The 23,714-nt window shown below is 44.8% G+C and carries 20 protein-coding genes and 1 riboswitch; of the genes, 15 read left to right on the top strand and 5 right to left on the bottom strand.

The genetic code is table 11. The features are described from left to right. Both AB4Z50_RS11395 and AB4Z50_RS11390 read left to right on the top strand, forming a co-directional pair. The gene (locus AB4Z50_RS11395; protein ID WP_430057668.1) at positions 1-873 is read left to right on the top strand and encodes a carbohydrate ABC transporter permease; all 873 of its coding nucleotides are present in this window, start codon (positions 1-3) and stop codon (positions 871-873) included. A gap of 88 nt (positions 874-961) precedes the next feature. Then, on the top strand, positions 962-2,584 hold the full coding sequence (locus tag AB4Z50_RS11390) for an extracellular solute-binding protein (protein ID WP_441878920.1): 1,623 nt from the start codon (positions 962-964) through the stop codon (positions 2,582-2,584). A gap of 72 nt (positions 2,585-2,656) precedes the next feature. On the opposite strand, the gene AB4Z50_RS11385 is transcribed toward AB4Z50_RS11390, so the two are convergent. After that, entirely contained in the window at positions 2,657-3,808 is a 1,152-nt protein-coding gene (locus tag AB4Z50_RS11385; RefSeq protein ID WP_441878918.1) for a glycosyl hydrolase family 8, read from the bottom strand. 371 nt (positions 3,809-4,179) lie between these two features. Here AB4Z50_RS11385 and AB4Z50_RS11380 point away from each other — a divergent pair, with 371 nt between their 5' ends. Continuing rightward, positions 4,180-5,178, top strand: coding sequence for an HRDC domain-containing protein (locus AB4Z50_RS11380; RefSeq protein ID WP_430057671.1), 999 nt, complete (start codon positions 4,180-4,182; stop codon positions 5,176-5,178). Positions 5,179-5,221: 43 nt separating this feature from the next. Here the strand turns inward: AB4Z50_RS11380 and AB4Z50_RS11375 are convergent, their stop codons facing one another. After that, positions 5,222-6,232 carry a zinc dependent phospholipase C family protein gene (locus tag AB4Z50_RS11375; RefSeq protein ID WP_441878915.1) on the bottom strand — a complete coding sequence of 337 codons (1,011 nt, stop codon included), beginning with the start codon at positions 6,230-6,232 and terminating at the stop codon, positions 5,222-5,224. Positions 6,233-6,398: 166 nt separating this feature from the next. On the opposite strand from AB4Z50_RS11375, the gene AB4Z50_RS11370 reads away from it, so the two are divergent. The 9 genes from AB4Z50_RS11370 (at position 6,399) to AB4Z50_RS11330 (ending at position 18,591) form a co-directional block, all read left to right on the top strand. Beyond that, a complete protein-coding gene (locus AB4Z50_RS11370; protein ID WP_054028542.1) occupies positions 6,399-6,860 on the top strand; it encodes a chemotaxis protein CheX in 462 nt (153 codons plus the stop codon). A gap of 77 nt (positions 6,861-6,937) precedes the next feature. Then, a complete protein-coding gene (locus AB4Z50_RS11365) occupies positions 6,938-7,711 on the top strand; it encodes an SDR family NAD(P)-dependent oxidoreductase (RefSeq protein ID WP_076267828.1) in 774 nt (257 codons plus the stop codon). Positions 7,712-7,736: 25 nt separating this feature from the next. After that, complete coding sequence (locus tag AB4Z50_RS11360; protein WP_441878912.1) at positions 7,737-9,155, top strand: DEAD/DEAH box helicase; 1,419 nt, start codon at positions 7,737-7,739, stop codon at positions 9,153-9,155. 112 nt (positions 9,156-9,267) lie between these two features. Beyond that, positions 9,268-10,506, top strand: coding sequence for an S-layer homology domain-containing protein (locus AB4Z50_RS11355; protein ID WP_441879424.1), 1,239 nt, complete (start codon positions 9,268-9,270; stop codon positions 10,504-10,506). 229 nt (positions 10,507-10,735) lie between these two features. Next, positions 10,736-10,815, top strand: a riboswitch (ZMP/ZTP riboswitch). Between the two features lie 59 nt (positions 10,816-10,874). After that, positions 10,875-11,588 carry an IMP cyclohydrolase gene (locus AB4Z50_RS11350; protein WP_441878910.1) on the top strand — a complete coding sequence of 238 codons (714 nt, stop codon included), beginning with the start codon at positions 10,875-10,877 and terminating at the stop codon, positions 11,586-11,588. 254 nt (positions 11,589-11,842) lie between these two features. Further along, a complete protein-coding gene (locus tag AB4Z50_RS11345; protein ID WP_441878908.1) occupies positions 11,843-12,574 on the top strand; it encodes a hypothetical protein in 732 nt (243 codons plus the stop codon). A 163-nt stretch (positions 12,575-12,737) separates the two neighbouring features. After that, positions 12,738-16,412 carry an S-layer homology domain-containing protein gene (locus AB4Z50_RS11340; protein WP_441878906.1) on the top strand — a complete coding sequence of 1,225 codons (3,675 nt, stop codon included), beginning with the start codon at positions 12,738-12,740 and terminating at the stop codon, positions 16,410-16,412. A gap of 179 nt (positions 16,413-16,591) precedes the next feature. Beyond that, the gene (locus tag AB4Z50_RS11335) at positions 16,592-17,341 is read left to right on the top strand and encodes an ABC transporter ATP-binding protein (protein ID WP_339207781.1); all 750 of its coding nucleotides are present in this window, start codon (positions 16,592-16,594) and stop codon (positions 17,339-17,341) included. Next, positions 17,341-18,591, top strand: a complete 1,251-nt coding sequence (locus tag AB4Z50_RS11330) for an ABC transporter permease (RefSeq protein WP_441878904.1) — start codon at positions 17,341-17,343, stop codon at positions 18,589-18,591. Before AB4Z50_RS11335 ends, AB4Z50_RS11330 begins: the two co-directional genes overlap by 1 nt. 104 nt (positions 18,592-18,695) lie before the next feature. Here AB4Z50_RS11330 and AB4Z50_RS11325 read toward each other — a convergent pair whose 3' ends face one another. Next, the gene (locus AB4Z50_RS11325; protein WP_441878902.1) at positions 18,696-20,000 is read right to left on the bottom strand and encodes an aminotransferase class I/II-fold pyridoxal phosphate-dependent enzyme; all 1,305 of its coding nucleotides are present in this window, start codon (positions 19,998-20,000) and stop codon (positions 18,696-18,698) included. Positions 20,001-20,206: 206 nt separating this feature from the next. Between AB4Z50_RS11325 and AB4Z50_RS11320 the strand changes: the two genes are divergently transcribed. After that, a complete protein-coding gene (locus AB4Z50_RS11320; RefSeq protein WP_076267819.1) occupies positions 20,207-20,992 on the top strand; it encodes a helix-turn-helix domain-containing protein in 786 nt (261 codons plus the stop codon). A gap of 78 nt (positions 20,993-21,070) precedes the next feature. Here AB4Z50_RS11320 and asd read toward each other — a convergent pair whose 3' ends face one another. Both asd and AB4Z50_RS11310 read right to left on the bottom strand, forming a co-directional pair. Further along, positions 21,071-21,859: an archaetidylserine decarboxylase gene (asd, locus tag AB4Z50_RS11315; RefSeq protein ID WP_441878900.1), complete on the bottom strand. Its 789-nt coding sequence runs from the start codon at positions 21,857-21,859 to the stop codon at positions 21,071-21,073. A 75-nt stretch (positions 21,860-21,934) separates the two neighbouring features. Further along, positions 21,935-22,705: a tryptophan-rich sensory protein gene (locus AB4Z50_RS11310; RefSeq protein WP_441878898.1), complete on the bottom strand. Its 771-nt coding sequence runs from the start codon at positions 22,703-22,705 to the stop codon at positions 21,935-21,937. 153 nt (positions 22,706-22,858) lie between these two features. Between AB4Z50_RS11310 and AB4Z50_RS11305 the strand changes: the two genes are divergently transcribed. Together AB4Z50_RS11305 and AB4Z50_RS11300 are read left to right on the top strand one after the other, a co-directional pair. Continuing rightward, complete coding sequence (locus tag AB4Z50_RS11305) at positions 22,859-23,155, top strand: hypothetical protein (protein WP_441878896.1); 297 nt, start codon at positions 22,859-22,861, stop codon at positions 23,153-23,155. Positions 23,156-23,271: 116 nt separating this feature from the next. Next, the coding region (locus AB4Z50_RS11300) for an HAD family hydrolase (RefSeq protein WP_441878894.1) at positions 23,272-23,714 on the top strand (443 nt) is incomplete at its 3' end.

Raw genomic sequence — 23,714 nt, 5'->3', positions numbered from 1 at the left:
ATGAGAGCGTATGGAAATGACAAAATCGTAGATGCAATGATCATGGTCGTAATCATAACGGCGGGGCTCTTCTGCCTACTGCCGCTGCTTCATATTTTCGCCTTATCGTTAAGCGCCAACGGGCCGATTCTATCAGGAAAAGTTACGATACTACCCGTAGAAATCGATTTTTCCGCTTACGAGGCTGTTTTCGGCAATGCAGCGATGATCCATTCCTTACTTTTTACTATTGGACTAGTTGTTTTGTTCACGGCTATATCGATGTTGATGACGATTATGGCAGCCTATCCCTTGACGAAGCCTAACCTAAAGGGAAGAAACTTTTTTCTTCTCCTTATCGTCCTGACGATGTTTTTCAGCGGAGGAATGATACCGGAATATTTGCTCGTAAAAAATTTGCATTTGCTTGATTCGATCTGGGCGCTCATTTTGCCGGGGATGGTTAATGCCTTTTATTTGCTCATCATCAAGACCTTTTTCTCCTCCATTCCAGTAGAGCTGGAAGAGTCGGCGCGGATGGACGGAGCCAACCATTTTAAAATATTGTGGCATGTCATCCTGCCGCTGTCGCTTCCGGTCATGGCCACACTTAGCTTGTTTTACGCAGTGGGCAGATGGAACGGATTTATGGATGCCCTGTTGTACATTACCAACTCGGAGCTTTATCCACTTCAATTGAAGCTGTACGAAATGGTCATCAACAGCCAGGTTAACGACATGGCGATAGCAGAGGGGCTTAATGCCTCGGTACCGATTCCGGAAAGTCTTAAAGCTGCCTCGATCATGTTCGCAACCATTCCCATTTTGCTCGTATATCCGGCGCTTCAGCGTTACTTTATTTCGGGTATGATGATCGGTGCCGTCAAAGGTTGATAGTCACTCCCGGACAGGCTGGAGCCGAATGCTCCCGTTTCATGGAGTTGCTATAGATTAAAAAAATGATAAAAGGGAGTTGAATGCGATGAGGAGAGCAAGGCGTAAATTCACGATAATCTTTATGGCAGTGCTGTTGATCACATCCATGCTGTCTGCGTGCAGCAGCGGAAACGGAAATAAGGAGCCTGTCAAAGAAAAGGAAGCTGCAAGCAATAAACCGAGCAATTCAGGCTCTGAAGCAACCGAGAAGCCGAAGGGAGATCCAATTAAGCTTCGAATCGAGCTGTTTGACCGAAACAATACACCGGCAGGCACTCCGAAAATTACCGATAACGACATGACAAAATACATTCAGAAAAATTTTGGTGAACCGAATAATATTACTGTCGAATTCGTTACGGTTCCTCGCTCAGAGGAGGTAGACAAGCTGAACGTGCTTATGGCTGCGAATCAGGCTCCTGACATCGTATTTACGTATGACCAGCCGACGGTACAGCAATACGTAAAAAACGGCGGTCTGACAGATCTTGGTCCGCTTCTGGATGCGCATGGACAAAAGTTGAAGGAAGTATTGGGTGAGGAGCTGCTCAGCTACGGTGTATTCGATGGCAAGCAGTATACGATTCCAGCTAAGCGCGTTCTTCAGCCTCAGAGCTCGACTTTTATCCGGCAGGATTGGTTGGATGAGCTCGGGTTGCCGCTGCCGAAAACAACGGAGCAGTTCTATGAGACGATGAAGGCTTTTAAAGAGAAAAAGCCTGGCAAATCCGGTGATAAAGCGATTCCGTATGGGCAGATCGACTATTTCCATATGCATCCGATTCAATATTCGTTCTGGGAATGGGACAAAATCGCAGATGAGGATCTTTATGCATCAGCTGAGTGGCTCATTCCGGGCAATAAGGAAGCGTACCGCTTCTTGAATAAGATGTACAACGAGGGACTTATGGATCCGGATTTTCCGCTCCATATGGGCAAGGATACACAGCAGTTTCAGAAGAACCTGCTGAATGGGTATATTGGTTCGGCAACAACAAATACCAACGAGCCGGTCTATATGGGCTATTATGCTGAGCTGCAAAAGAATGATCCGAATGCAAAGCTGGCGTTAATCGACCCGTTCACAAGCCCGGATGGCAAGACACCAAAGCCTATTTATTCGCCTAATGGCATATACATCATGGTACCAAAAGCAAGTAAAAATGCTGAAGCGGCCATTAAATATTTGAATTGGATGGCTGAAACGGACAATATTATTGCCCTTCAGAACGGTACGGAAGGCGTAACATATGAGATGAAGGATGGCGTGCCTATCACGCTTGATAACGATCAGGCGAAGCAGACTTTATATAACTATTTTGATTACTGTATCATTCTTAACGGAAAATATGTCAGTACAACCGATGAGCTGCTGAACATTACAGCAAATGCGTCCGATCCGAATTTCAAGGATTTTACGGTGGAAAGCATCGCGACTGGATCGAAGGATGGAATCATTAAACCTCGTGTGGTGACGCCGATTCAATCGGAGATCAAGTATGCTACAACGCTGAAGGAAAAGGACGACGAAATATTTGTTAAAGTGTTAACTGCGAAACCAGCGGATTTTGACAAGGTTTACGATAAGGAAGTAGCGGATTATATGAAAATTGGCGGCAAGGAAGTAATGGAAGAGAAGCGAGCAGCGTTTAAAGCTGAGAATCCGTAAGGAGAAAAAAGAACGGCTACCCTCCATTAAGGAGTGGTGGCCGTTCTCTTTCAATTACGATGAGAAAAAACGCTATACAGCTGGCATATAAATTTTAAAGCTGCCGCTAAGCGCAAGCATGGCAAACAGATAGAGGCAGTTGTCGTAATAGCGGCGGTCGCCTGTGCGAAGTGGCGTGTTCCAAAATAAATCAACGCAAGCTTTGGCGTGCGGTCCTTCGAAACTGGCAAGCGAAGCCATCGCGTTTGTGGCAAGCAGCCCGACGGGATGAAGTGATTTTTCCTCAAATGGTTCGCCAGCTATCGTATAACGTCTATAATCAGACGGATCAATACCTGAGAAAAACGATTGAATCCGGTTCGCCTCATCATACTGCCATGGATCGACGCCGAACCATTCCGTGTCAAGGCCGATATTGGCGGCCACACGGTACGAGTCGCTGTAAAAATGACCATATCCGCGCTCGTTGTTTGGTGTTCCGTCGTAATAGGCGTACTCGGGTGCTAGTCCAGTAACCGGATGGCATGACAGCTTCAAATAATCTCTGCTCGCAGCTGCAGCTTCTTTCCAGAACTTGCGGTCTTCTGGATTAGCCCACAGCGCAAACAGCTCATAAAAGTGCGGCAAATGGTAGGATGGATCGGAATAGTCACAATTTGGAATAAATTTGATTAATTTATTGGCAGGCTCCCACATCGGGTAACCGTCGTTATTTTCACCCTTATGCACACAGCTGTGAAGCAGGTTCCGAGCTTGCGCTCCGTAATTAAAAGGAACAGAGCCATCGCCCCATCGGTGTGATGCGAAGAAGAGAGCAAGCGCAAAATATTCCTCGCCATCGGGCGCCGGACCGTATGATCTTTTGGTGCCATCGGTATTGCATGACCAAGCGAAATAACCGGCATTCTCACCTTCGCTCATATACATGTAAGTCATCGTCCATTTCCATATGCGGTCAAAGATATCTTTGCGGTTCATCTGCACAGCCATCATCATGCCATAGGACATGCCTTCGGTGCGAACATCGATATTTCCGGTATCTAACAGATACCCCATATCGCTGCCAGCCTCGTAATAGATTCGCGTATCTTCATTACCGCCGAACAGGTTGTCCCAAGTATCCTCGACACGTCTCTCAATTTCTTCTTGGCTGTAACCGTACAGCTTAAACAAATTTCGGTAGTTTCCTGTGAAAAAAGCACCCGTTCCCAGCTTCGTCGACATCTTGTATTACTCCCCTTATATTAAAATTTCACTGCATGGAAATGTCTGAGAAATTGACTTCACCAAAACTTTACCTTGTATCGTTCAGAGTTCCTACCCTATAAAGTTTATAGAGTACTGTAATTATTAAAGGATTGGTCATATTAAAGAAGTTTGAGAGCATGATTTTGCAGCAACAAAATGCTTGTAATAAAGAAATCAATATGATAGCATGAAAGCAATCGAATCATTAAACGTGAGGAAGCACCTCCTTTGCCGCAGGCAGAGGAGGTGCTTTTTGTTGTTTTCCGACATTCTCCTTAATTGTTCGGACGCTTTCCTTGCCTTCAACCGATTCGCGACCACATCTATTTATTGGAGGAATGAGAAACATGCAAATCGTATTTTTGAACACGTTCGAGAAGCTTGGAGAAGGCCAGCGCATTGATAGCGCGCAGCTATCTATCTGTGAGAATCAAGGCATTTGGGCAGTGCTGTGGGTGGAGCTGAATGAGGAGAGCGAAGATCCGATCACTTGGTTTGAAGGAACGTCATGGGAGGAAATGATTGTGGCATTCCGTCATGGCATTGCAAGGGTCATGGGTGAAGGGTACGCGCCTATTATCGATGGCATGCTGGACGATCGCCGTTCTACAACTGGCAGCTTTGTAACTATGCTTCAATGCTACGGCGAGCTTCATGCCAATCAAGAACTTTTTCAGAAGCTTCGTGAATGGCGGCGTACGAAAGCAATTGCTGAGAAGCGTTCGGCTTATCTTGTCGCTACTAATCGCATGTTGTGGATGATCAGCGCCTTCGTTCCGAAGACGGCAGATGAATTAGCACAAATTCCCGGTTGGGGAAGCGCCAAGCATGCATCCTATGGATTAGAAGTGCTGGAGATTACAAGTGAAGCTAACCGTGATACTGAGTTTCCACTGCAATGGGTAAGTGACAAATTAGACTCAATCGCCTATACACAATGGCTTTATAAACAAAAGGAAACAAAATATAAATCTCAGATGGATCGCCAACAGGCAAAAAAACATATTTTGACGGCGGTACAGCAGGGTGGATCGCTTGAACAGCTTGGCGTGGAGCTAGAGCTGTCAAGGCGCGAATTAATGGATCGAATCGAGCAATTAGAACAAGAGGGTTACGATATGGAATCACTGATTACGCGGGAGCTCGTAGAGATGCCAGATGATGAGCAGCAGCTGGTCTGGGATGCTCTCTCGCTGGTCGGCGATAAATATTTGAAGCCGGTATTGCAGCAAGTATATGGCACTTTGGAAGCTTCGCAATTGAATAAGCCTGTTGATGTCCTTTATGAGCGCTTGAGGCTCATAAGGCTGCGTTTTAGAAGAAGCCTGACAAGTAAGGCTGTATAGTTTTTTTTGGGAAAAGAAAGACAAGAGAAGGCTCCTTCATTACTCAAGGAGCCTTCATAATTCCGATTTGGTCAGTCCAAACCGTGTCTGCAAAACGGATCGTAGTATTAAAGTCGCAATGAAGTCCAGTTTCATAGGAACGATTGTCTATAAGGGCGATGGCGTCTTCTCGCAGGAGACGTACATGATAACGCTCCTCTTTTGTAAACTGCGGCTGCTCATAGGCTCTTAGCCAAATGAGGATAGCGCTTACAACCTCAACAGCATCATCTAACGCTTGATTCCATAGCTGCCAAACGCTCTCATTGTGATAGGTGGCGCCGTCCACAGGATCAAGCCAAGGCTGCTCTTCTACATTTAATACGTCAAAGGGCATAGCCCCTCTTTTATAAGTAAAAGGCTCGATTTGTCCAAATGTTAATATTTTTCGCATACCAGTCGGATCATGAAATAAACGCTGCGCGGTAGTGAAATCACGATTCGCTTGGTTCCAATCCTCACGTTTAATGAGCGGGGCCAGCTCTTCATAATAAAGGGCAGCTATCGACTCGAAAGCGTCCACTACGGTTGTTGGAAATGCTCCCTTCGTATCGATATGCTTCCAGACTGGAGTTTTCCACGTTTCAATTCCCCAAAGCTCACGCGCTATTATCGTATCCATCATAATTTCAAAACGTTGATGATCCCATTTGCGAAAGCCTGATTTGCTAAATACATAAGGATGAAGATTACGATCAAGAATGTGATGCAATACGAATCCTAGTGTGTATAGGATAGAAGAATCAGGACGTTTAGGGCAGGCGGGTCTGCCGACGACACTATCCAGCATTTCGACAAGTACCGGTCCGCAATTGCGGTTATGCATTTCCGTTCCTAAACGATTTAAGGCTATGCTGCGCTGCCAAGGGAAAAAACGATGATAGAACAAAAAGTCAGGTCCTTGGCATCCCATGTTAAATATATTTTTTTTCTCATCTGATTCAATTAGTGCGCATTCGCCAAGCCGCTCGAATACAAGTTGTCCAAAAATGAAGTGAGCCCATACGTTAGGCATAGAAGAGGACCTCCATTCCTATCAATATTCTACAGATTTCGTTTTAAAATATAGTTCTAAAGATACATATATTTTATTTATAGTATACTTGTCCTAGTGAATTAAGTATAATATAAATTAAACAAGACAAAGCGCGAATTTTGTCGAAAAGGAGCGTATCTTCATTATGAAGGCAGAGTACATTAACCCGTTTCTTGAATCTGCAAAAATCGTGATTGAGCAAGTCGTTCAAATACGTCCAGCGACTGGAGAACTAGGTCTCAAGGATATCAAGTTTGTAGAGAACTATATTTGGATTCAAATTGGGCTCAACGGACAGATGAACGGTGACATTGTATTCGGGCTTAGCGAAGAGGTAGCTATGAAAATGGTTTCTGCGATGATGGGCGGATACGTAATTTCTGAAATCGACGAAATCGTGAAGAGTGCTATTTCTGAGCTTGGCAATATGATTAGCGGAAATGCGAGTACGATGCTGTTTAATCAAGGGGTGAGAGTAGATATTACACCGCCGAAGGTTATCCAGTCTGCTCAATCAGCTGGCTTCACCGCACAAAAAGCGTTGACGATTCCACTGATAATGGAAGGCATTGGAGAACTCGACATCCAAGTTTTAATCGCATCTTAGCATAGAAATGGCTCCTTAGGGAGCTTTTTTTGCGTCTGCAATACCAATCAAGTAAAATTGTAAATGGGTGATGATGGATGTTAAGAGGCAAAGTGATTTTCATCTCCGGTGCATCAAGCGGAATCGGAGCGTTAATGGCTAAAATGCTGGCTGAGCGGGGGGCGATCCCAGTTTTGACTGGACGCAACATCTCGAAGCTAAAGGAGATTTCCGCTGCAATAAAGGGGAAAAGCTCGTTCTATCAGATGGACGTGACCGATAATGAACAGGTGAAGCGAACAGTAGAAGCTGTCATTGCGGAATATGGTAAAATAGATGTATTGCTGAACAACGCTGGCTACGGCAAATTCGAGAATTTTATGAGCATGAATGTGGAAAGCTTTGAGCAAATGATGGACACGAACTACCTAGGCATCGTACGCTGCACGAAGGCAGTTGTTCCTCATATGGTGAAGCAAGGAAGCGGACATATTGTAAACATAGCATCTTTAGCAGGCAAAATAGGCACTGCCAAATCAACCAGCTACACAGCCACAAAGCATGCTGTGCTTGGCTTTACTAATGCACTTCGCATGGAGCTTCGGGAGCAGGGAATTCAGGTATCTGCGGTTAATCCAGGTCCAATAGATACGCCTTTTTTCTCGCTGGCTGATCCTTCCGGCTCTTACGTTAAAAATGTCAATTGGTTTATGATGAAGCCAGAATATGTAGTCAAAAAAATCATTCGTTTAATCGAGCGGAGAAAAGCCGAGCTTGACCTGCCGAAAACCGCAGCTTTTGGTATTAAACTATATCAATTGCTGCCGCGAACCATTGATCGGCTATTCGGCGGTATGTTAAATCGAAAATAAAGGTTTAAATGAGAGAGGATTAAAAATGAGTAAGCACACATGGTATGAAATAGGAATTAATGAACTGCTGTCGGATAAGCTCACAGCAAATGGAATTATTGAACCAACGGATGTACAGGCAAATACGATTCCGATATTGCTTGGAGGCAGCGACGTTTCAGCGAGGTCGCAGACGGGCACAGGTAAAACGCTCGCGTATTTGTTGCCGCTTCTTCAGAAGCTGAATTCGCATTCAAGCGCGATTCAAGCGATTATTTTGGCTCCAACACAGGAGCTTGCGATGCAAATCGTTCGTGTAGCAGAAGTGTACGCGGAGCCGCTGAACATTCGCGTTCAGCAATTGATTGGCGGAGCAGCATTAAAGCGGCAGGTAGAGAAATTGAAGCTGCGCCCGCAGCTGGTTATTGGAACACCAGGGCGAATTCACGAATTGCTTAAGCTGCGCAAGCTCAAGCTGAATGATGTGAAAAATGTTGTAGTTGATGAAGCGGATCAAGTATTTCAGCTCGGCTCGACAAAAGAGGTCGAGATCATTTTGCATAGTGTCGGTAAAGAGCACCAAATTGCTTTTTTCTCCGCGACATATCCGGATCAAATGGCTCGTTTTGAAGGACGCTGGATGAAAAACCCAGAACGTATTCAGGTTACGCCGGAGCATACCGTATCACAAACGATCGATAATTATTTTATCGTTAGCGATAAGCGTGATAAAACCGATACGGCAAGAAGACTTGTTCGCTTGCTGAACCCGGCCTCTGCGCTGCTTTTCCTAAATGATACCGACAACATTTCCAACTGGGAATCGAAGCTAAGTTATGAAGGCTTTACTGTTGAGGCTTTGTATGGGGATGCGGATAAACAGCGCCGTGCAGCAACATTAACACGTTTTCGCGAGGGTCGCTGCCAATTGCTGCTAGCTACGGATGTTGCGGCTAGAGGCCTTGATATTGAAGGTCTGCCGCTCGTCATTCAGCTTGATCCTGCATCGGATGCGGATCATTATGTGCATCGAGCAGGACGAACGGGCCGTATGGGACGTCCTGGTACAGTCGTTTCCATTGTTACGCCGCAGGAGCTGTTTATTATGGAGAAATTCCGCAAGCAGCTGGGCATCGAATTGACAGAACGGACAATGTTCAGAGGAAAGCTTCTTAGCGAGGAAGAGCTGCGAGAAGCAACAAAACCGTTTGCGGCTCGCCATGAAGCGAAGCTTGCAGATCGCTCAGAAGCGTTGCAAACGAAGCGAGCTGCAGAGAATAAAAGTGCAGCTGCTGCTCCGAAACAAACGAAGCTTGTAGAGACGAAAGCAGTAACTGCTCCGCCGAAACCAAAGCCAGCAGCGAAGCCTGCTCCTAAGAAAGTGGAGCGAAAGCGCGAAGGCAAAAACAAAGGTGCTCCTAAGTGGTTGAAAGCTAAACGCGAGGCCGATAAGGAACAATCATAAAAATTTATTTTGAAAGCCACCCTCTTAAATCGATCTGCCTCTCCCGAAACGTATGGGCGAAGGTAAAAAATGCGGCAAAACCCGCAATCGAAAAAGGAGTGTGGCTTTCTTGATGAAACAAACCATGTGGAAAAAGACAGCAATTTCTTCGCTTGCGCTGCTAATGCTTGCAGGCGGTGCGACGTCAGCTTTTGCAGATGGCGGTAAAGGCAAAGGGCATGATGGCGATCGTAATGATGATAAAGGCCGTCATGAGGACAAGGATGACAAGTATGACAAGGACGATAAACATAAAGTAACATGGCAATTTCAAGATGAGGACGATCTGAAGTGGGCTATGGAATACATTATGCGGTTAGCGTCGAAGGGCGTATTTACTGGCTACGAGGATGGTACATTTAAGCCTAATCAGAAAATCAACCGTATTGAAACGTTGACTGCTGCTGTCAGATTGATGGGTCTTCGCTCACAAGCGGAATCAGCAGATAAAATGAAAACGGATTTGCAATTTAATGACGGGGATAAAATCGCAAAAAAATACCCTTGGGCTGTTGGTTACGTTGCAGTAGCGCTGGAGAACGATCTATTCTCTGAGACTGAATCGGAAGTGAAACCGGAAGCAAACGCGACAAGACTTTGGTCTACGATTCTTCTCGTAAAAGCGCTTAAACTGGAAGACGAAGCGAAGGCGCTCAATAATACGAAGCTTGACTTTAAGGATGCAAAAGAGATCCCTGCTGGATCTGTAGGTTATGTTGCTCTTGCTTTGAAGAAAGGTATTATTACCGGCTACAATGATAAGAATGGAAAAACGTTCCGTCCTAATCAACCAGTAACCCGTGCAGAGCTGGCAGCGCTTCTCGATCGCACAGATACGGAAATGCCTAATCATGATGCACAAGCCATTACTGGCAAGCTAAAAGCAGCTCCTGCTGATGGCAAGTTGACGGTTGTTAAAGGAGATAACACGGAGGTTTCACTAGCATTAGACTCGAATGCGTTTATTTTCCGAGATGATAAAAAATCGCCAGTGAGCTCACTCCGAGCAGGTGATGAGGTACTCGTTCGTACGTATCTTAATCGTATCGTATTTATTGAAGTAACGAAGTCGGCTCCTGTTAGTACAGCTTTCTCGGAGAACGGAATTATTAATACATTAACGTTCAACAATCAGGCGAAATTGACGACGGTTTCTCTCATTACTCGATATGAAAACTCACAGGCAGTTGTCACAACATTCAGCATTGATCCAAGTGTAGTCATCACAGGTGACTCCTCGCAGCTGAAGGCTGGTCAATATGTACAAGTAAAAGGCGACAATGGTACAGTTAAATCAATTGAAGTGAAATAAGGTTTATATAAGTGAAGGGCTGTCCTGAAAGTAGATTTTTCTACTTTTGGAACAGCCCTTTTTTCATTGCTCAACAATCAAAAATATAGCTTGCGAATCCAGCAGCGCTTAGTTTTCTGCATAATAAGCACGATACAGTTCGTTAGAAAATATACGCGTTAACTTTCATAGTTAGTCTGTAAAAGAGCTTGATTTCAATTGCGATATCGAACTATAATAAATGTAAATTTTAGGTAGGTGTAACTGGCGTAAACGTGGATGACCACGAGGGAGCACCTATTTCATATGTCGTGCGCCTGGGCAAAGTATTTGATCGATGATCAAATGCTTTTTTTATTTTCAGATAAAATAAAAAGGTTGAGGTGAGTATGTTGCAATCCTATGAAGATCAGTTATTTAATAATCCGTATCCTGGTAGAACAATAATCGTGGGGATGAGCCCGTCAGGAAAACACTTTGTTCAAGTGTATTGGATAATGGGCAGAAGCGTGAACAGTCGCAACCGAATCTTTGAGCATAATGATCAGTTTGTAAAAAATAGAGCATATGATGCGGCAAAAATGGAAGACCCTTCATTGATTATTTATGATCCGATAAAGAGTATAAATGGGATGCACATCATTTCCAATGGAGATCAGACTGAAACCATCTATGAAGCTTATGGCAAAAAAGAAACGTTTGAAGATGCATTAAAAAGCAGAAAGTTTGAACCGGATGCTCCCCATTATACACCGCGTATTTCCGGTATTATTGATACTGAATCAGCTGTATACAGCTTGTCCATTTTGAAAACAAGGCAAAACGATCCGTCATTTTGCATTCGTCATTTCTTTCATTACGATTCTTTTACAAAAGGAATAGGTCATTGCATTCACACTTATAAAGGTGAAGAAAATGGTATTTTGAGATCTCTTGAAGGTGAACCGCTGGAGGTTCCTTTATTTGATTCAATGGATGAAACGGCTCAATTTTACTGGAGCAGCATAAACGCAGATCATAAAATTTCATTGCTTGTGAAGTTTATTCATACCGATGATCGTAAGGTGGAATTTAAAATAATAAATAAAAATCAGACGTTTTAGTGTCTATATAATTAATTCCGACAAAAACGATGGGAAAAATTTAAATAATCGTTGACAGGGTCGTTTTTGAGGAATAATATAGGAATATATTCAAAGTGAGTTGAAAAACCATTTTGTAGGATGACAAAAGAAGATAATCTACTGGACCACCAGAGATTCAATAGGAGCGCAGTTCTGCGCCTTGTTGGGTCTCCTTTTTTTATCCAAAAAAACAAAAAAGCTCAAAGAGCGAAGCGAAAGGGATGTTTACAATCATGAAAAAACTAACACTAACATTAATTTCTGCAACAGTAGCCTTCTCAGCCCTAACCTATGTTGTCGTATCTGCCAAACAGGCGCAAGGTGCGCCTGCGGTGAAGGACAACGCTGCAATTGTTACCGAAGCAAAGGAAGAGAATCAATCCAAAATCATTACCGTTTCTGACACAGAGAAAAAATCAGAAGTAAACACAGCTGCAGCAGAAGGCGAAAAACAACCACAAACAAAAACGGCGGACACGATAGAGGCAAATAAACCTGAAGCAGAAAAAGCAGATGCGAAACAAGAAGATAAATCCAAAGTTACTCTTGCTGTAGATAAGAAGGAAGAGGCACCTGCAGCTAAAGCGGCAGCAGCAAAGGAAGAGCCGGCGGCTAAAGCAAATACATCGGTTGAAAAAACAGCAACACAGCCGAAAGAAGCTGCCCAGCCTAAAGCAGCAACGACCGTAAAAGAAGAAAGCCAGCCTAAAGCTGCAGCCGTTGTGAAAGAAGAGCCAAAAGCAGCAGCACCTGCTGCGAAAGAAGAAACACAATCGAAACCAGCGGAGTCAGCTGCGAAAGAAGAAACGAAACCATCTAAATCGGTCTCATTTGTGAAAAAAGATACGGTACAGCCGAAAGCACCATCATCCTCAGAGGCTCCTGCTTCATCCTCTTCATCATCATCATCGTCTTCCGAAGGTCAACAGCCAGCACCATCGACAACGGAAGAAGAAATCTGCTAGAAACAAGAAATACGTATTCATGAGTTATGAAATGGGGGTGGTCATAAGAGGCAGATCAGCCTCTTATGACCGGCTCCCTGCACGAGATCTTGAAGCGACTAGTGGAGTATACATATTTCACACTTGGCACATCGACAAAATTTGATGAAAACGAGGAATGAACATGAAATTACAATTTAATACATCCAAAAGATGGTTAGCTCTTATATTGGCTGCGTTATTAATTTTGCCAGCTGCCAATATCGTTAATGCCAATCCAGCTTCGGAAACTCTAGTAAATAGCGGCGCCAGCCATTATAACTATTTTAATAATGTGTATGATCATTTGGATGATGAGAACCATATTCTTCAAACGGTAACGTATGAAGATATTATTAATCTCTTTGACAGCGAAGGCACGTATGTTGTGTTGTTTGGCGGAGCTTGGAGCGATAAAACACAAGCGAATATTGGCTTTATTAATCAGGTGGCGAAGCAATATGGCGTAAAAACCATCTATAACTTTGATACGAGGTTAGATGGGAAATCACTAGAAATTGCGGAAACGCAAACGAAAGAAATCAAAGTTGGCAACAACACTTTTGATTTTGCAGAAGCGTATGTCGAGCTGGTCAAAAAATATTTAAAGAACCTCGATGAAGTACTTCCAGCAGGAGATATCGTTAGCTATACAAAAAAAGACAGCAAGGGCACAGTAATTTCAGAAGGCTCAGCGAAAAAAATTGAAGCACCATTCCTGTTTGTGTATAACAAAAAGAAAATTGTTTCCTCTTTGGCTTCAACGAATGTATGGAACGATTACTTAACAAATGGTGTTTTGGACACGGGCAAAGTAGATGCTTACAAAGCAAAAGTGAGTCAAGTGTTTGAAGGAATCACTTCATTTGATACGATTAACCGTTCAAATTCCATCAAAGCAGCTTTCAATAGAAACGGATCAATCATCAACAAAAAAGAAACGGTTATTTTTGACGAATCGGATGGCGAGCTCGTATTTGAACATGTAACCTATCACCAATTGACGAAGATTCTCGAGAGCGAAGGGAATTATACGATCTTGTTCGGCGGCTCTTGGTGCCCGAATACGCAAGCAGCCATTAAGTTTATTAACGAATATGCGAAAAAAAATAACATTGATAAAGTTTATTTCTGGGACACCAAGCTGGATTCGGGAATTTCGATCCTGGATCTTAATAAAGACCCGAACGCTGACCCGCATAACGGCATATTCTTTCAAACGAGAGATACGAATCATCCAAATGCCAATCTGTATGTAGATTTGATTAACAAATATTTGCCTGATATCAAAACACAATATGTAAAAGCAAGCAACAATGTAAAGTATACGAATGAGAACGGCGTAGAAGTAATCGCAAGCAAAGCTCAGGTTCCATACCTCTTTCAATATAACAAAGACAATAAGGATGCTGATGGCAACAGAGCTCCGATTCTTGGGCATATTGAATTGATGTATTCTTGGACCAATATTCAACCTGATTATGTAAGCAGCGGGCTTACTGGTGTGAATTACAATAACTATACGAATGCTTTGAACAGCCTATTCGCAAGAGTTGAGGCCAAACCTACAGGGCTGACAGCGGTTAAACCAACCTCATCCGATGAAAATGATGGTCAAATTACAGGAACGAAAGGCAAAGCGCTAGAATACAAGCTTGAAAGTGAAACGGATTACAAGGCTGTAACTGGTGATGCAATAACTAACTTAGTGCCAGGCACTTACAATGTTAGATATGCATCCAAGCTTGGATACAATGGTCCTCATACAGCAGGAATTCCCGCAGCTGTTTCGTACAAAGCGGGCGAAGCTGTGAACGTAGTGGTTCCATCCTATATTCAAGACCAAGCTGCACCAACAGGGCTGGCAGGCGTTGCACCAACGACATCAGCTAACAATGACGGTAAAATTACAGGAACGACGACAGCGCTTGAATACAAGTTGTCTAATTCGTTATCCGATTATATTCGTGCAACAGAACCGTCTGTTACAGATCTTGTTTACGGTACTTATGATGTTCGTTACGCGGCAAAAGAAGGATATCGCCCAAGCCCTAAAGTAGAGGTTGTTATTCCGGCTTACGGCGAGGAAGCGCAAGAAGCGCCGACTGGCTTAACAGGCGTATCACCGACAACGATTGCTAATAACGATGGACAAATTACAGGAACGACTGCAGCTCTAGAATACAGATTAGATGGAACGGATGCTTATCAAGCGGCAATAGAACCAGCGATAACTGGTCTCGTAGCAGGCACCTACAATATCAGATTTGCAGCTAAACCTGGATTCAGTGCAAGCCCAGCAATTAATATCGTTATCAAAGCGTTTGCTCTACAAGAGCAGCCGGAACCATCAGGCTTGACGGGTGTAGCTCCTACCTCTTCAGCTAATAATGATGGACAAATTACAGGAACAACGACAGCACTTGAATACAAGCTGTCAGGAGCTGAGTCCTATCAAGCGGCTACAGCGCCATCTATTACTGGTTTATCATCAGGCACTTACAACGTGAGGTTTGCGGCTAAGGAAGGCTATAATGCCGGCGCAGTGCTAGATGTCATTGTACCTAATTATGTATCTCCTCCAAGCGGTGGAAACAATGGCCCAAATCCAACGCCAACACCTACACCTCCAGCAGGCGGAGATAATGATGGTACAGCACCAACAGCAACGATAACAGCAACAACCGATGCTGCGACAGGAGCAACCGTAGCGAAAGCAACCGCAGCTTCTATTACAAGCCTGGTTGAGCTTGCTAAGAAAGCGGAAGCAGCAGGCAAAACCTCTGTCGTTGAGCTTAAGGTTGAAGCTACAGCTCAAACTAAATCTGTAGAGCTGAGCATTCCTAGAAAATCGTTTAATGAAGTAGCTTCAAGCACAAATGCGGGTGTGAAGGCCAATCTTGGCGTTGGCACTGTCGTTTTTGACGCAAAAGCAATTGAAAGCATCAGCAATTCGGCTGAAGCGGGTGATATCAGCATTATTATTACGAAAGTAGAGCTGACGGACGAGGGCAAGGAAGCTTTGGGTGACAGACCGGTTTATGATTTCTCCGTATTCGCAGGAACTACCCAGCTTACAAGCTTTGGCGGCAGCAATGTGCAAGTTAGTGTGCCTTATACTTTAAAAGCCGGAGAAGATGCAAATGCTGTAGTGGTCTACTATGTAACGGATGGCGGCAGCTTGGAAACGATCCGCGGGAAATACAACGCGGGTACAGGAACGGTAAACTTTGTTACGACACATTTCTCCCAGTACATTGTAGGATACAATAAAGTAAGCTTTAAAGATGTATCGGATGCAGCTTGGTACAAGGATGCCGTTGGATTCCTTGCGGCAAGAAGCATTACAACAGGTACAGACGAGGACCATTACAGCCCGAATGCGACAGTGACGAGAGGCCAATTCATCGTCTTGTTATTGAAAGCATACGGCATCGAGCCAAATGAGAAAGAGACAGCTAATTTTGATGATGCAGGGAATACCTACTATACGAATTACTTGGGAGCTGCTAAGCGCCTGGGTATTACGAAAGGTGTAGAAGGCAATACGTTTGACCCTAATAGCAAAATTACACGTCAAGATCTATTTACACTTCTGTATCGCGCACTTGAAGTGTTTGGTGAATTGCCTAAAGCAGAGACAAATGTTGCGGTGTCCAGCTTCAGTGATTCCGCTCAAATTGCAAGCTATGCAACTGACGCTTTCAAGGTGCTAGTTGAGGGCGGCATCATTACGGGGAACAATTCAAAGCTGAGCCCTAAAGATGTTTCTACGAGAGCTCAAGTGGCACAAGTGCTTTATAATCTGCTTTCAAAGTAATACGATATGAAGGCAAATCATAGTGTTTAAAGAATGGGCGGCCAACGGCTGCCCGTTTTTTTCGTATTTGTGCATGCTTCTTGCTTTTGTACACAAATCATTGCTTTCTTTGATATTAGTCCGATAATTCGGTATGCTGTTTACTAGATAAACTAATTTACATAGTTGAAGGTGATAGGATGGATTCTATTTTACAGGTGAATGGTTTAATTGGCGGTTACAGCCCACGAAGACCAGTACTGCATGATATCTCCTTTGAGGTAAAAGCGGGCGAGATGGTAGGATTAATCGGTCTGAATGGCGCTGGAAAAAGCACGACCATTAAGCATATTTTAGGTTTAATGAAGCCGCAGGCGGGGGAAGTAAAGGTTGATGGCGTTACGCTGGAGGAAGAAACGGAGCGTTACAGAAGTGCATTTGCTTATGTGCCGGAGACGCCGGTTCTATTTGATGAGCTGACCGTTGAGGAGCACTTGCGCTTAACGGGGATGGCCTATAGCGTAAAGGACAAGCAGTATGGTGATCGTGAGGACGAGCTGCTGAAGCAGTTCCAAATGACGCCAAAGCGTAAAGCCTTTGCAGCCCACTTATCCAAAGGCATGAAACAAAAGGTCATGATTATGAACGCGCTGCTCGCTGAGCCGCCGCTGTACATCATCGATGAGCCTTTTCTAGGGCTTGACCCGCTTGGCATTCGTTCCTTGCTGGAGCGGCTGGTTGAAGTAAAACAAAAGGGAGCAGCCATCCTAATGAGCTCGCATATCCTCTCAACTGTGGAAGCATATTGCGATCGTTTTATCGTCATGCACCACGGTAAAATCGTTGCGATCGGCACGCTCGATGATATTAGACAAGCAGCAGGCATGGACATGCGCAGCGGTTCTCTGGAGGATGCCTTCTATAAGCTCGTTACTGGGGGCAATGTTTGATGAGCAATGTTAGCAAGCTGGAGCTGATGTGGCAGCAAAGAGCAAAGGCATTCCGCGGGGAAACCTTGCCTTATTTTCGGTATATGGGGCAAAGCGGCTTCCCAGCTTTCATGTCTTTAATCTTGATCTCCTCCACGATTGGATACATAAATTTAATTCGTCATATGCCAGCCAGCTTTCCCTTTGCGACTGTTGGTGTGATTGCATTAACGTTGGTGTTGTGTTGGAGTCCGCTTCGTACGTGGCTTGCGGCCGGAGACGTCGTCTTTATGATGCCGCGTGAGGCAGAGATGGCCGGTTATTTGCGCTTATCGTTCCGTCATACTTCAATTGCTTGTTCGATACTAGCTGCCATTGTGTTTCTTCTTTATTTGCCGATCTATAACCAAGGCCCAGCCATTAACGGCGCATTGCTTCTTGCAGTCGTGGCTGCCGCTCTGAAGGCGGGCAATGTATGGGGAGCATGGAAAGAGCGCCGAATGACTTGGGCTGGCATGCGACGTCTCATGCGTGTGCTGCGCTGGGCAATGACAGCATTGACGCTGGTAGCTTGGCTTACTTGTACCGCTTGGCAGGCTGCGGGGTTTACGCTGCTCATCGGTATACTGTCTATGCTGCTTTATCGTCTTCCAACAAAACATCCTTTTCCTTGGGAGAGGCTGATTGAAGAGGAAGCAAGGACACGCAAACGGTATTATGTTTTTTTTGGATTGTTTATCGATGTACCTACACTCCCATCGAGTATAGCAAGAAGATCGTATTTAAGCTGGATTCTGCGTACGATACCATATTCGAATCGCAATACATTCGTTTATCTCTATACGGCATCTATGCTTAGAACCGAGATGGGCGGAATTATACTAAGGCTGCTTATTCTCGGCTGCCTCATCACCTATTGGTTTGCTGAAGCCGTATCGCTATCTGGTTATGGCAGTGTTCTCGTATTTTTTATTTTTATGGGACTCATTGCAGTTCAATTAGGCGGCTTGCGTCATATCCATCGTTATTCGGTTTGGAAGCATGTGTACCCATTGCTGGAAAAACAGCGAATAGAGCAATATTTGAAAATCGATCGTTTGGCGATGGTGCTGTGCACGCTGCTGCTGTGGCTGTTTGTTGCTTTGCCGCTGGCTTTGGCGGGCGGCGTTTACGTCCCTTCGCTCATAGCTATTGTACTTGCCGCCATGTATATCGCCATTCGTCCAGCGCGTCTGCGCAAGAAGCTTGCGAAAGATGAGGATGAAGACTAAGCAGGGCAGACGTTACAAAAAAGAACCTCTGAGAGAAGCATTCGTAAAGAAATGCTGACTCAGGGGTTCTTTGCAATTATTCGCGAATGAAGTGCGAGTGTTTATTATACTTTTTGAGCAATCAAATCGTTAACCGCTTTGAAAATCGTATCGAACAGCTCTTCAAGATTTTCTTCCTCGATGCAAGAGAAAGCAACGCGAAGATCTGTTTCACCTAGAGCAATCGTACCGATTCCGTATTGGTTCAACAGGTGTGCACGTACGGACTCAGCTGTAACGCCGCTTAGTGTTAGACACATAAAGTAGCCGGAGTTGAATGGGTAATAGCCCCATACATCGCCATAACGGCCGCTGTCGAGCAACGATTTTACGCGATTGGCGCGGCGTTTCATAATATCGTATTTCTCCGCTTTTTGAGCTTCGAATTCAGGTGAAGTCAAAGCGCGCAATACGAATGTTTGTGATGGATGCGGGCCGCTGGAAATCGTGGCACGAATGATACCAATTGTTTTTTGCTCCAACGCATTCAAAGTAGCCGCAGAAGTTGAACCATACGTAATGAAGCCAACGCGGAAGCCCCATACGTACTCTTCTTTGGTCGCACCGTCAACTTTAACGGCAAGCACACGCGGATGCAGATCAGCAAGCTTGGAGAACAGTGATTCTTGCATGGAATCTTCGAAAAATAAACCAAAATAAGCATCGTCTGTTACAACAACTACATTGATGCCAGCTTCCGCTGCGTCGTGAATGGCAGCGATGATTTCATCGCCTTCCTGTGGACCAGGCGTGTAGCCAGTAGGGTTGTTTGGAAAGTTCAGCACAACGATGGCTTTCCCTTTGTCCTTCTGAGCTAGCAAGGCTTCGCGAAGGCCAGCGCTGTTGAAGCGAGTTTGGTCGTTATACAGCGGGTATTCTACAATTTCAGCACCGCGGCGGATTCCGAATGTCAATTCGTAGTTTTCCCAGTTTTTATTAGGGATGATTACAGCGTCACCCGCATTAGCGAATAGGTCAGCTACGATGCTAAGACCGTGGGTCAATGCATTTGTAACGACTGGCGTACCAAAGCCCTTTGTTTCAAGGGAAGGGTTGTCTTTGATCATTTTTGTACGCCAAGCAGCACGAAGCTCAGGCTTTCCTGCAGGAGGCGCATATTCATATATATCTTTCGGATTGTAAGCAGAGAGGGTATCTTGGATGACCTTTAGGTGCATCGGTTGTCCGCCTTCTGTTGCAATTCCAATAGTAGCATTAAATTTAGTTGCTTTCGTTTTCGCTTCGGCGGACTGACTGAGAATGCCCTCCTTCGGGAAATAAATCGCTTTGCCTAAGTCTGACAACATCGCATAAACGTTAGGGCTTTCTGCTTGTAACGTCTCGTTTAATTGCTTAGCAAGTGGGTTCATGGACTTTATTCCATCCTTCCGAAATCATTCATTTGAATGTAGTATAATTAGGCGTTAGCCGTTTATTCTTGTCGGGTGCTATTATAACATTTTTTTTGAGATGGAAACCATTCACAAAGCAAATTTTTTCGTAACTTCATGTGGCTTGCGCAATAGTTTCTCCCTGTTGTATGATGACGGCATAGATTTGTACAGGAGGTTTCCTTATGCTGCACATTTCGCCTAATTCGTTCATCCTGTTACCTGCGTTTGCCAAAATTGTATGCGAGCCGGGTTGGAGATGGGCTAGACGCGAGAAGCCGATGGCCAATTTTGATTTATTTTATGTTTGGAGCGGAGAAGGGGAAGTTGAAGTCAACGGTACTCACTATGAGGTTGGACCGGGAAGCTGCTTCTTGTTTCGTCCGGGTGATTACACAAGCTCCACTCATAACCCGCAGCGTCCGCTCGTATTATCCTATATTCACTTTGCCATTAATGAAACGATAGATGCTGTGCCGAGCCGGTATAGGCAATTGAATGACACGGTCGACTTTGAATATATGCTCTCACGCTATGTAAGGCTGTTTCTTGTAAAAACGTATGCAGCGGAAGAGGAGGCGCAGCTTGTTCTTAAGCAGTTGATGATTCATTTGCTTAGAGAGGACAAGCAGCTGCCAGTTGAGAAGAAGGCAAGCAATCAATTGACGGAGGCCATTCATGAGGTAGCAAACTTTGTTCGGCAAAATCCAAGTATTGCGCACCGTGTAGAGGATCTAGCGATGCGGGCGCAGCTATCGCCCCGATATTTTTCAATGAAATTCAAAGAGCTGATCGGCATGTCGGTGCAAACCTACATGATTCGCACAAGAATTGAACGGGCGCAGCATTTGCTCATGCACGCCGGGATGAATGTGACCGAGGTAGCAGATGCACTGGGCTATCGGGACATCTTTTTTTTCAGCAGGCAGTTTAAGCAGTATACGGGGCGAAGCCCCTCGGAGATCAGATAGGCTAATAAACGAAAAACCCCGAATTCACTCATCGCTGAGAAATTCGGGGTTTTTCGTTTTGAGCTAAGTCTGCTTCAGTTAGTTTTTCTGGAGTGATCCGAGCTTCTCACCCATACGCACATTCGATCCAAGCATGTGGTTGTCACGTGGAGTAAAGGTTCCATCTTCAAGCAGCAGCACTACAGTAGAACCGAATTCAAAGTAGGCGAGCTCTTCACCCTTGAACATTTCTTCCTTAAGGGGCTGTACGTACTGAATACTGCTTACGTTCATTGCGCCAACTTTGACAACGGCCGTTTCCCCTGCATGATGCTGCATATAGGTAATCAGCCGCTCGTTGCGGCTAAGCACTCTGCGCATATGGCGAAGACCAAAGTCATTAACCGGATAAACTTTTCCTTCAATATGCTCACGCTCTACAACACGACCGCTGACTGGCGTATGTATACGATGGTAATCGGTTGGGCTCAAATAAAGAACGAAATAATAGCCGTTCATATAATTGGAAGTTCGCGGAGACCGATTAAGAAGCTCCTCAATCGTATAGTCCTGCCCCTTTACGTTAACAATCGTGCCGCTGCTTATTGGCCCAGCTCCGGTTATGAGAGCATCAACAGGACTGACAAGCGAGTCCTCATCTGCATGCACATCACGCAGACCGGGTTTTAATCGCCGTGTAAAAAACTCGTTTAACGTTTTATATTGGGCTAGAGGTTTCTCAGCTTCCTCAGTTTTAATGCCATATGTCGCAGCAAAACGGGAAATAAATCGACGGCTGGCAGCCGATTGAGCGAATTTTCCGGTTATGCGAGATATCCATTTGCGCGAGCTTAATTCTGTCATGGAACGAAGCAGCCATTTTATCATACGTGAACCGTCACGACCTTTCCTGCAAGGAGGCTTTCGTCCTCACACACATCAAACAGTGTGACATATCCGGTTCTATTTTTCAATATGCAACTGCTTTCCTTTCCTTGCCTGAACCCAAATAACAATGGCTGCAATCATTAAGATAGCAGCAGCGATGCTGGCTGAGAGACTAACCTCGGGCTGCTGATCCTGCTTTACGGCAATAGCTATAAACGACCAAACAAATACAAGAACAAAGGCCGGGTCCAAAAATCTAAAACCGATGACAACAGCAAGCAAACTGGCTGCAATCAATAAAATAATGGTCCAAGCAGCATCAGATAAACCAAAGCCATTCCACTCGGCAGCGTACAAAACGACAGCTACATTAACAATAGAAGCTACGCAGATCCAACCTAAGTAAATGCTGAAAGGCAGCCGTACAAGCCATTGTTCCATAGGAGCAGGAGGCTGCTTATCCTTTCGAATTGCGCTATAAATAACGATTAGCGAGATCAGCAGAGCGAACATAATGAATACGCTGCTGGTTAGTTTCTCATAGTGCCACAGGAGAATCCAAGCGACGTTGAACAGGCAGCTTATGATGAACCATGGGCCGATGTTCTGTACATTTTTGCTTTTGCCAGCACGTGGCTTGAACTGATAAATGACGAAACCAATCAGCAGCAAATAAATAAAAGACCAAATGGAGAAGGCATATGGCGCAGGAGTGATAAGCACAGGGTACTTAGCGGATATTTCTCCAGTCGTTTTCCCGTTGATAGGAAGCCACTGTGCAAGTCCATTAACTGCAAGCACGGCGGCGAGACCGGCAGCATTTAACCAGCGAATAAGATTTTTCATACAGCATTCCTCCAAAATGTTACTTTTATTGGACTTCTTTATCATATGTAAACAAGCTTGGTCGCTTTTATTCGCTATATTCTCATTCCATCCAAAAATGTGAGGTTTAAGTATGCATCAAATGACCGAACCTATCACAAGAGGTGATGGCAAATGATGATATTAATTGGTGCGGCATTAGCTGTTGGCGCAGTTCTCATGGGCTGGTTGAGTCGAATGAGTGGAACAGTCAGTCGAGTTTTGGATGGACTTGCGGTTACGGCCATCTTTTTATTTTTTGTAACCGCAGCGGATGCCATAACACAGACTCTCATGGATGATACGGTGTTTATGACGGAAGTGCATCGTGTACTCAAAAATTTCGTTTTTTTAATAAGCGGCGCTTATCTTGGCCCTTATGCGCTGGCAAGAATAGCGCTGCAGTCTTCCGCTATGCATAGGCGAAATTGACGAAAGAATCTCTGTCGTTGACGAAGCAAGTGATTAACGGTTAACCTTCATCAAGCCTTGCGATCATTTCCTATATTCCGTTATGATAAGAGCAGACTTTGAAGGAGGTTTCAACTATGAGCGTACATAAGCTGCGAAAGCCTGAGGCTGTCATATTTGATATGGATGGAACGTTGTTTGAAACGGATAAATTGCTGGTGCCTGTTCACCACCGCGTTTTTGAGACGCTAAGGGAAGAAGGGCTTTACGAGCATGAAACGCCGCCTGTAGAACGGCTGCTAAGCTGCTTAGGCATGCTGCTGGAGGATATTTGGCGGCAGGTTATGCCAGATAGTACAGAGGCTGCTCGGAAGCGGGCTGATGTCTTGCTGCTTCAGTACGAGCGCGAAGGCTTGGAAAGAGGCGAAGGCGAGCTGTACCCATTTGTGGAGGAAACGCTGCGTGAGCTGCATTCACGTGGGATTAAGCTGTTTGTAGCCAGCAATGGGCTTGAGGAATATGTGAAGGGCGTTGCTGAATTCAAAGGCATTGCGCCTCTATTTGACGGCTTATACAGTGC

It is taken from the genome of Paenibacillus sp. 2TAB26 (assembly GCF_052115145.1).
GTDB lineage: Bacteria > Bacillota > Bacilli > Paenibacillales > Paenibacillaceae > Pristimantibacillus.
The sequence above is the reverse complement of the archived record's forward strand: the minus strand, read 5'-3'. Positions and strand labels throughout refer to the sequence as shown.

Excerpts from the sequence above, each read along its gene's own strand:
- AB4Z50_RS11395 (WP_430057668.1), top strand. The coding sequence starts at position 1 with ATGAGAGCGTATGGAAATGACAAAATCGTAGATGCAATGATCATGGTC.
- AB4Z50_RS11390 (WP_441878920.1), top strand. The coding sequence starts at position 962 with ATGAGGAGAGCAAGGCGTAAATTCACGATAATCTTTATGGCAGTGCTG.
- AB4Z50_RS11385 (WP_441878918.1), bottom strand. The coding sequence starts at position 3,808 with ATGTCGACGAAGCTGGGAACGGGTGCTTTTTTCACAGGAAACTACCGA.
- AB4Z50_RS11380 (WP_430057671.1), top strand. The coding sequence starts at position 4,180 with ATGCAAATCGTATTTTTGAACACGTTCGAGAAGCTTGGAGAAGGCCAG.
- AB4Z50_RS11375 (WP_441878915.1), bottom strand. The coding sequence starts at position 6,232 with ATGCCTAACGTATGGGCTCACTTCATTTTTGGACAACTTGTATTCGAG.
- AB4Z50_RS11370 (WP_054028542.1), top strand. The coding sequence starts at position 6,399 with ATGAAGGCAGAGTACATTAACCCGTTTCTTGAATCTGCAAAAATCGTG.
- AB4Z50_RS11365 (WP_076267828.1), top strand. The coding sequence starts at position 6,938 with ATGTTAAGAGGCAAAGTGATTTTCATCTCCGGTGCATCAAGCGGAATC.
- AB4Z50_RS11360 (WP_441878912.1), top strand. The coding sequence starts at position 7,737 with ATGAGTAAGCACACATGGTATGAAATAGGAATTAATGAACTGCTGTCG.
- AB4Z50_RS11355 (WP_441879424.1), top strand. The coding sequence starts at position 9,268 with ATGAAACAAACCATGTGGAAAAAGACAGCAATTTCTTCGCTTGCGCTG.
- AB4Z50_RS11350 (WP_441878910.1), top strand. The coding sequence starts at position 10,875 with ATGTTGCAATCCTATGAAGATCAGTTATTTAATAATCCGTATCCTGGT.
- AB4Z50_RS11345 (WP_441878908.1), top strand. The coding sequence starts at position 11,843 with ATGAAAAAACTAACACTAACATTAATTTCTGCAACAGTAGCCTTCTCA.
- AB4Z50_RS11340 (WP_441878906.1), top strand. The coding sequence starts at position 12,738 with ATGAAATTACAATTTAATACATCCAAAAGATGGTTAGCTCTTATATTG.
- AB4Z50_RS11335 (WP_339207781.1), top strand. The coding sequence starts at position 16,592 with ATGGATTCTATTTTACAGGTGAATGGTTTAATTGGCGGTTACAGCCCA.
- AB4Z50_RS11330 (WP_441878904.1), top strand. The coding sequence starts at position 17,341 with ATGAGCAATGTTAGCAAGCTGGAGCTGATGTGGCAGCAAAGAGCAAAG.
- AB4Z50_RS11325 (WP_441878902.1), bottom strand. The coding sequence starts at position 20,000 with ATGAACCCACTTGCTAAGCAATTAAACGAGACGTTACAAGCAGAAAGC.
- AB4Z50_RS11320 (WP_076267819.1), top strand. The coding sequence starts at position 20,207 with ATGCTGCACATTTCGCCTAATTCGTTCATCCTGTTACCTGCGTTTGCC.
- asd (WP_441878900.1), bottom strand. The coding sequence starts at position 21,859 with ATGATAAAATGGCTGCTTCGTTCCATGACAGAATTAAGCTCGCGCAAA.
- AB4Z50_RS11310 (WP_441878898.1), bottom strand. The coding sequence starts at position 22,705 with ATGAAAAATCTTATTCGCTGGTTAAATGCTGCCGGTCTCGCCGCCGTG.
- AB4Z50_RS11305 (WP_441878896.1), top strand. The coding sequence starts at position 22,859 with ATGATGATATTAATTGGTGCGGCATTAGCTGTTGGCGCAGTTCTCATG.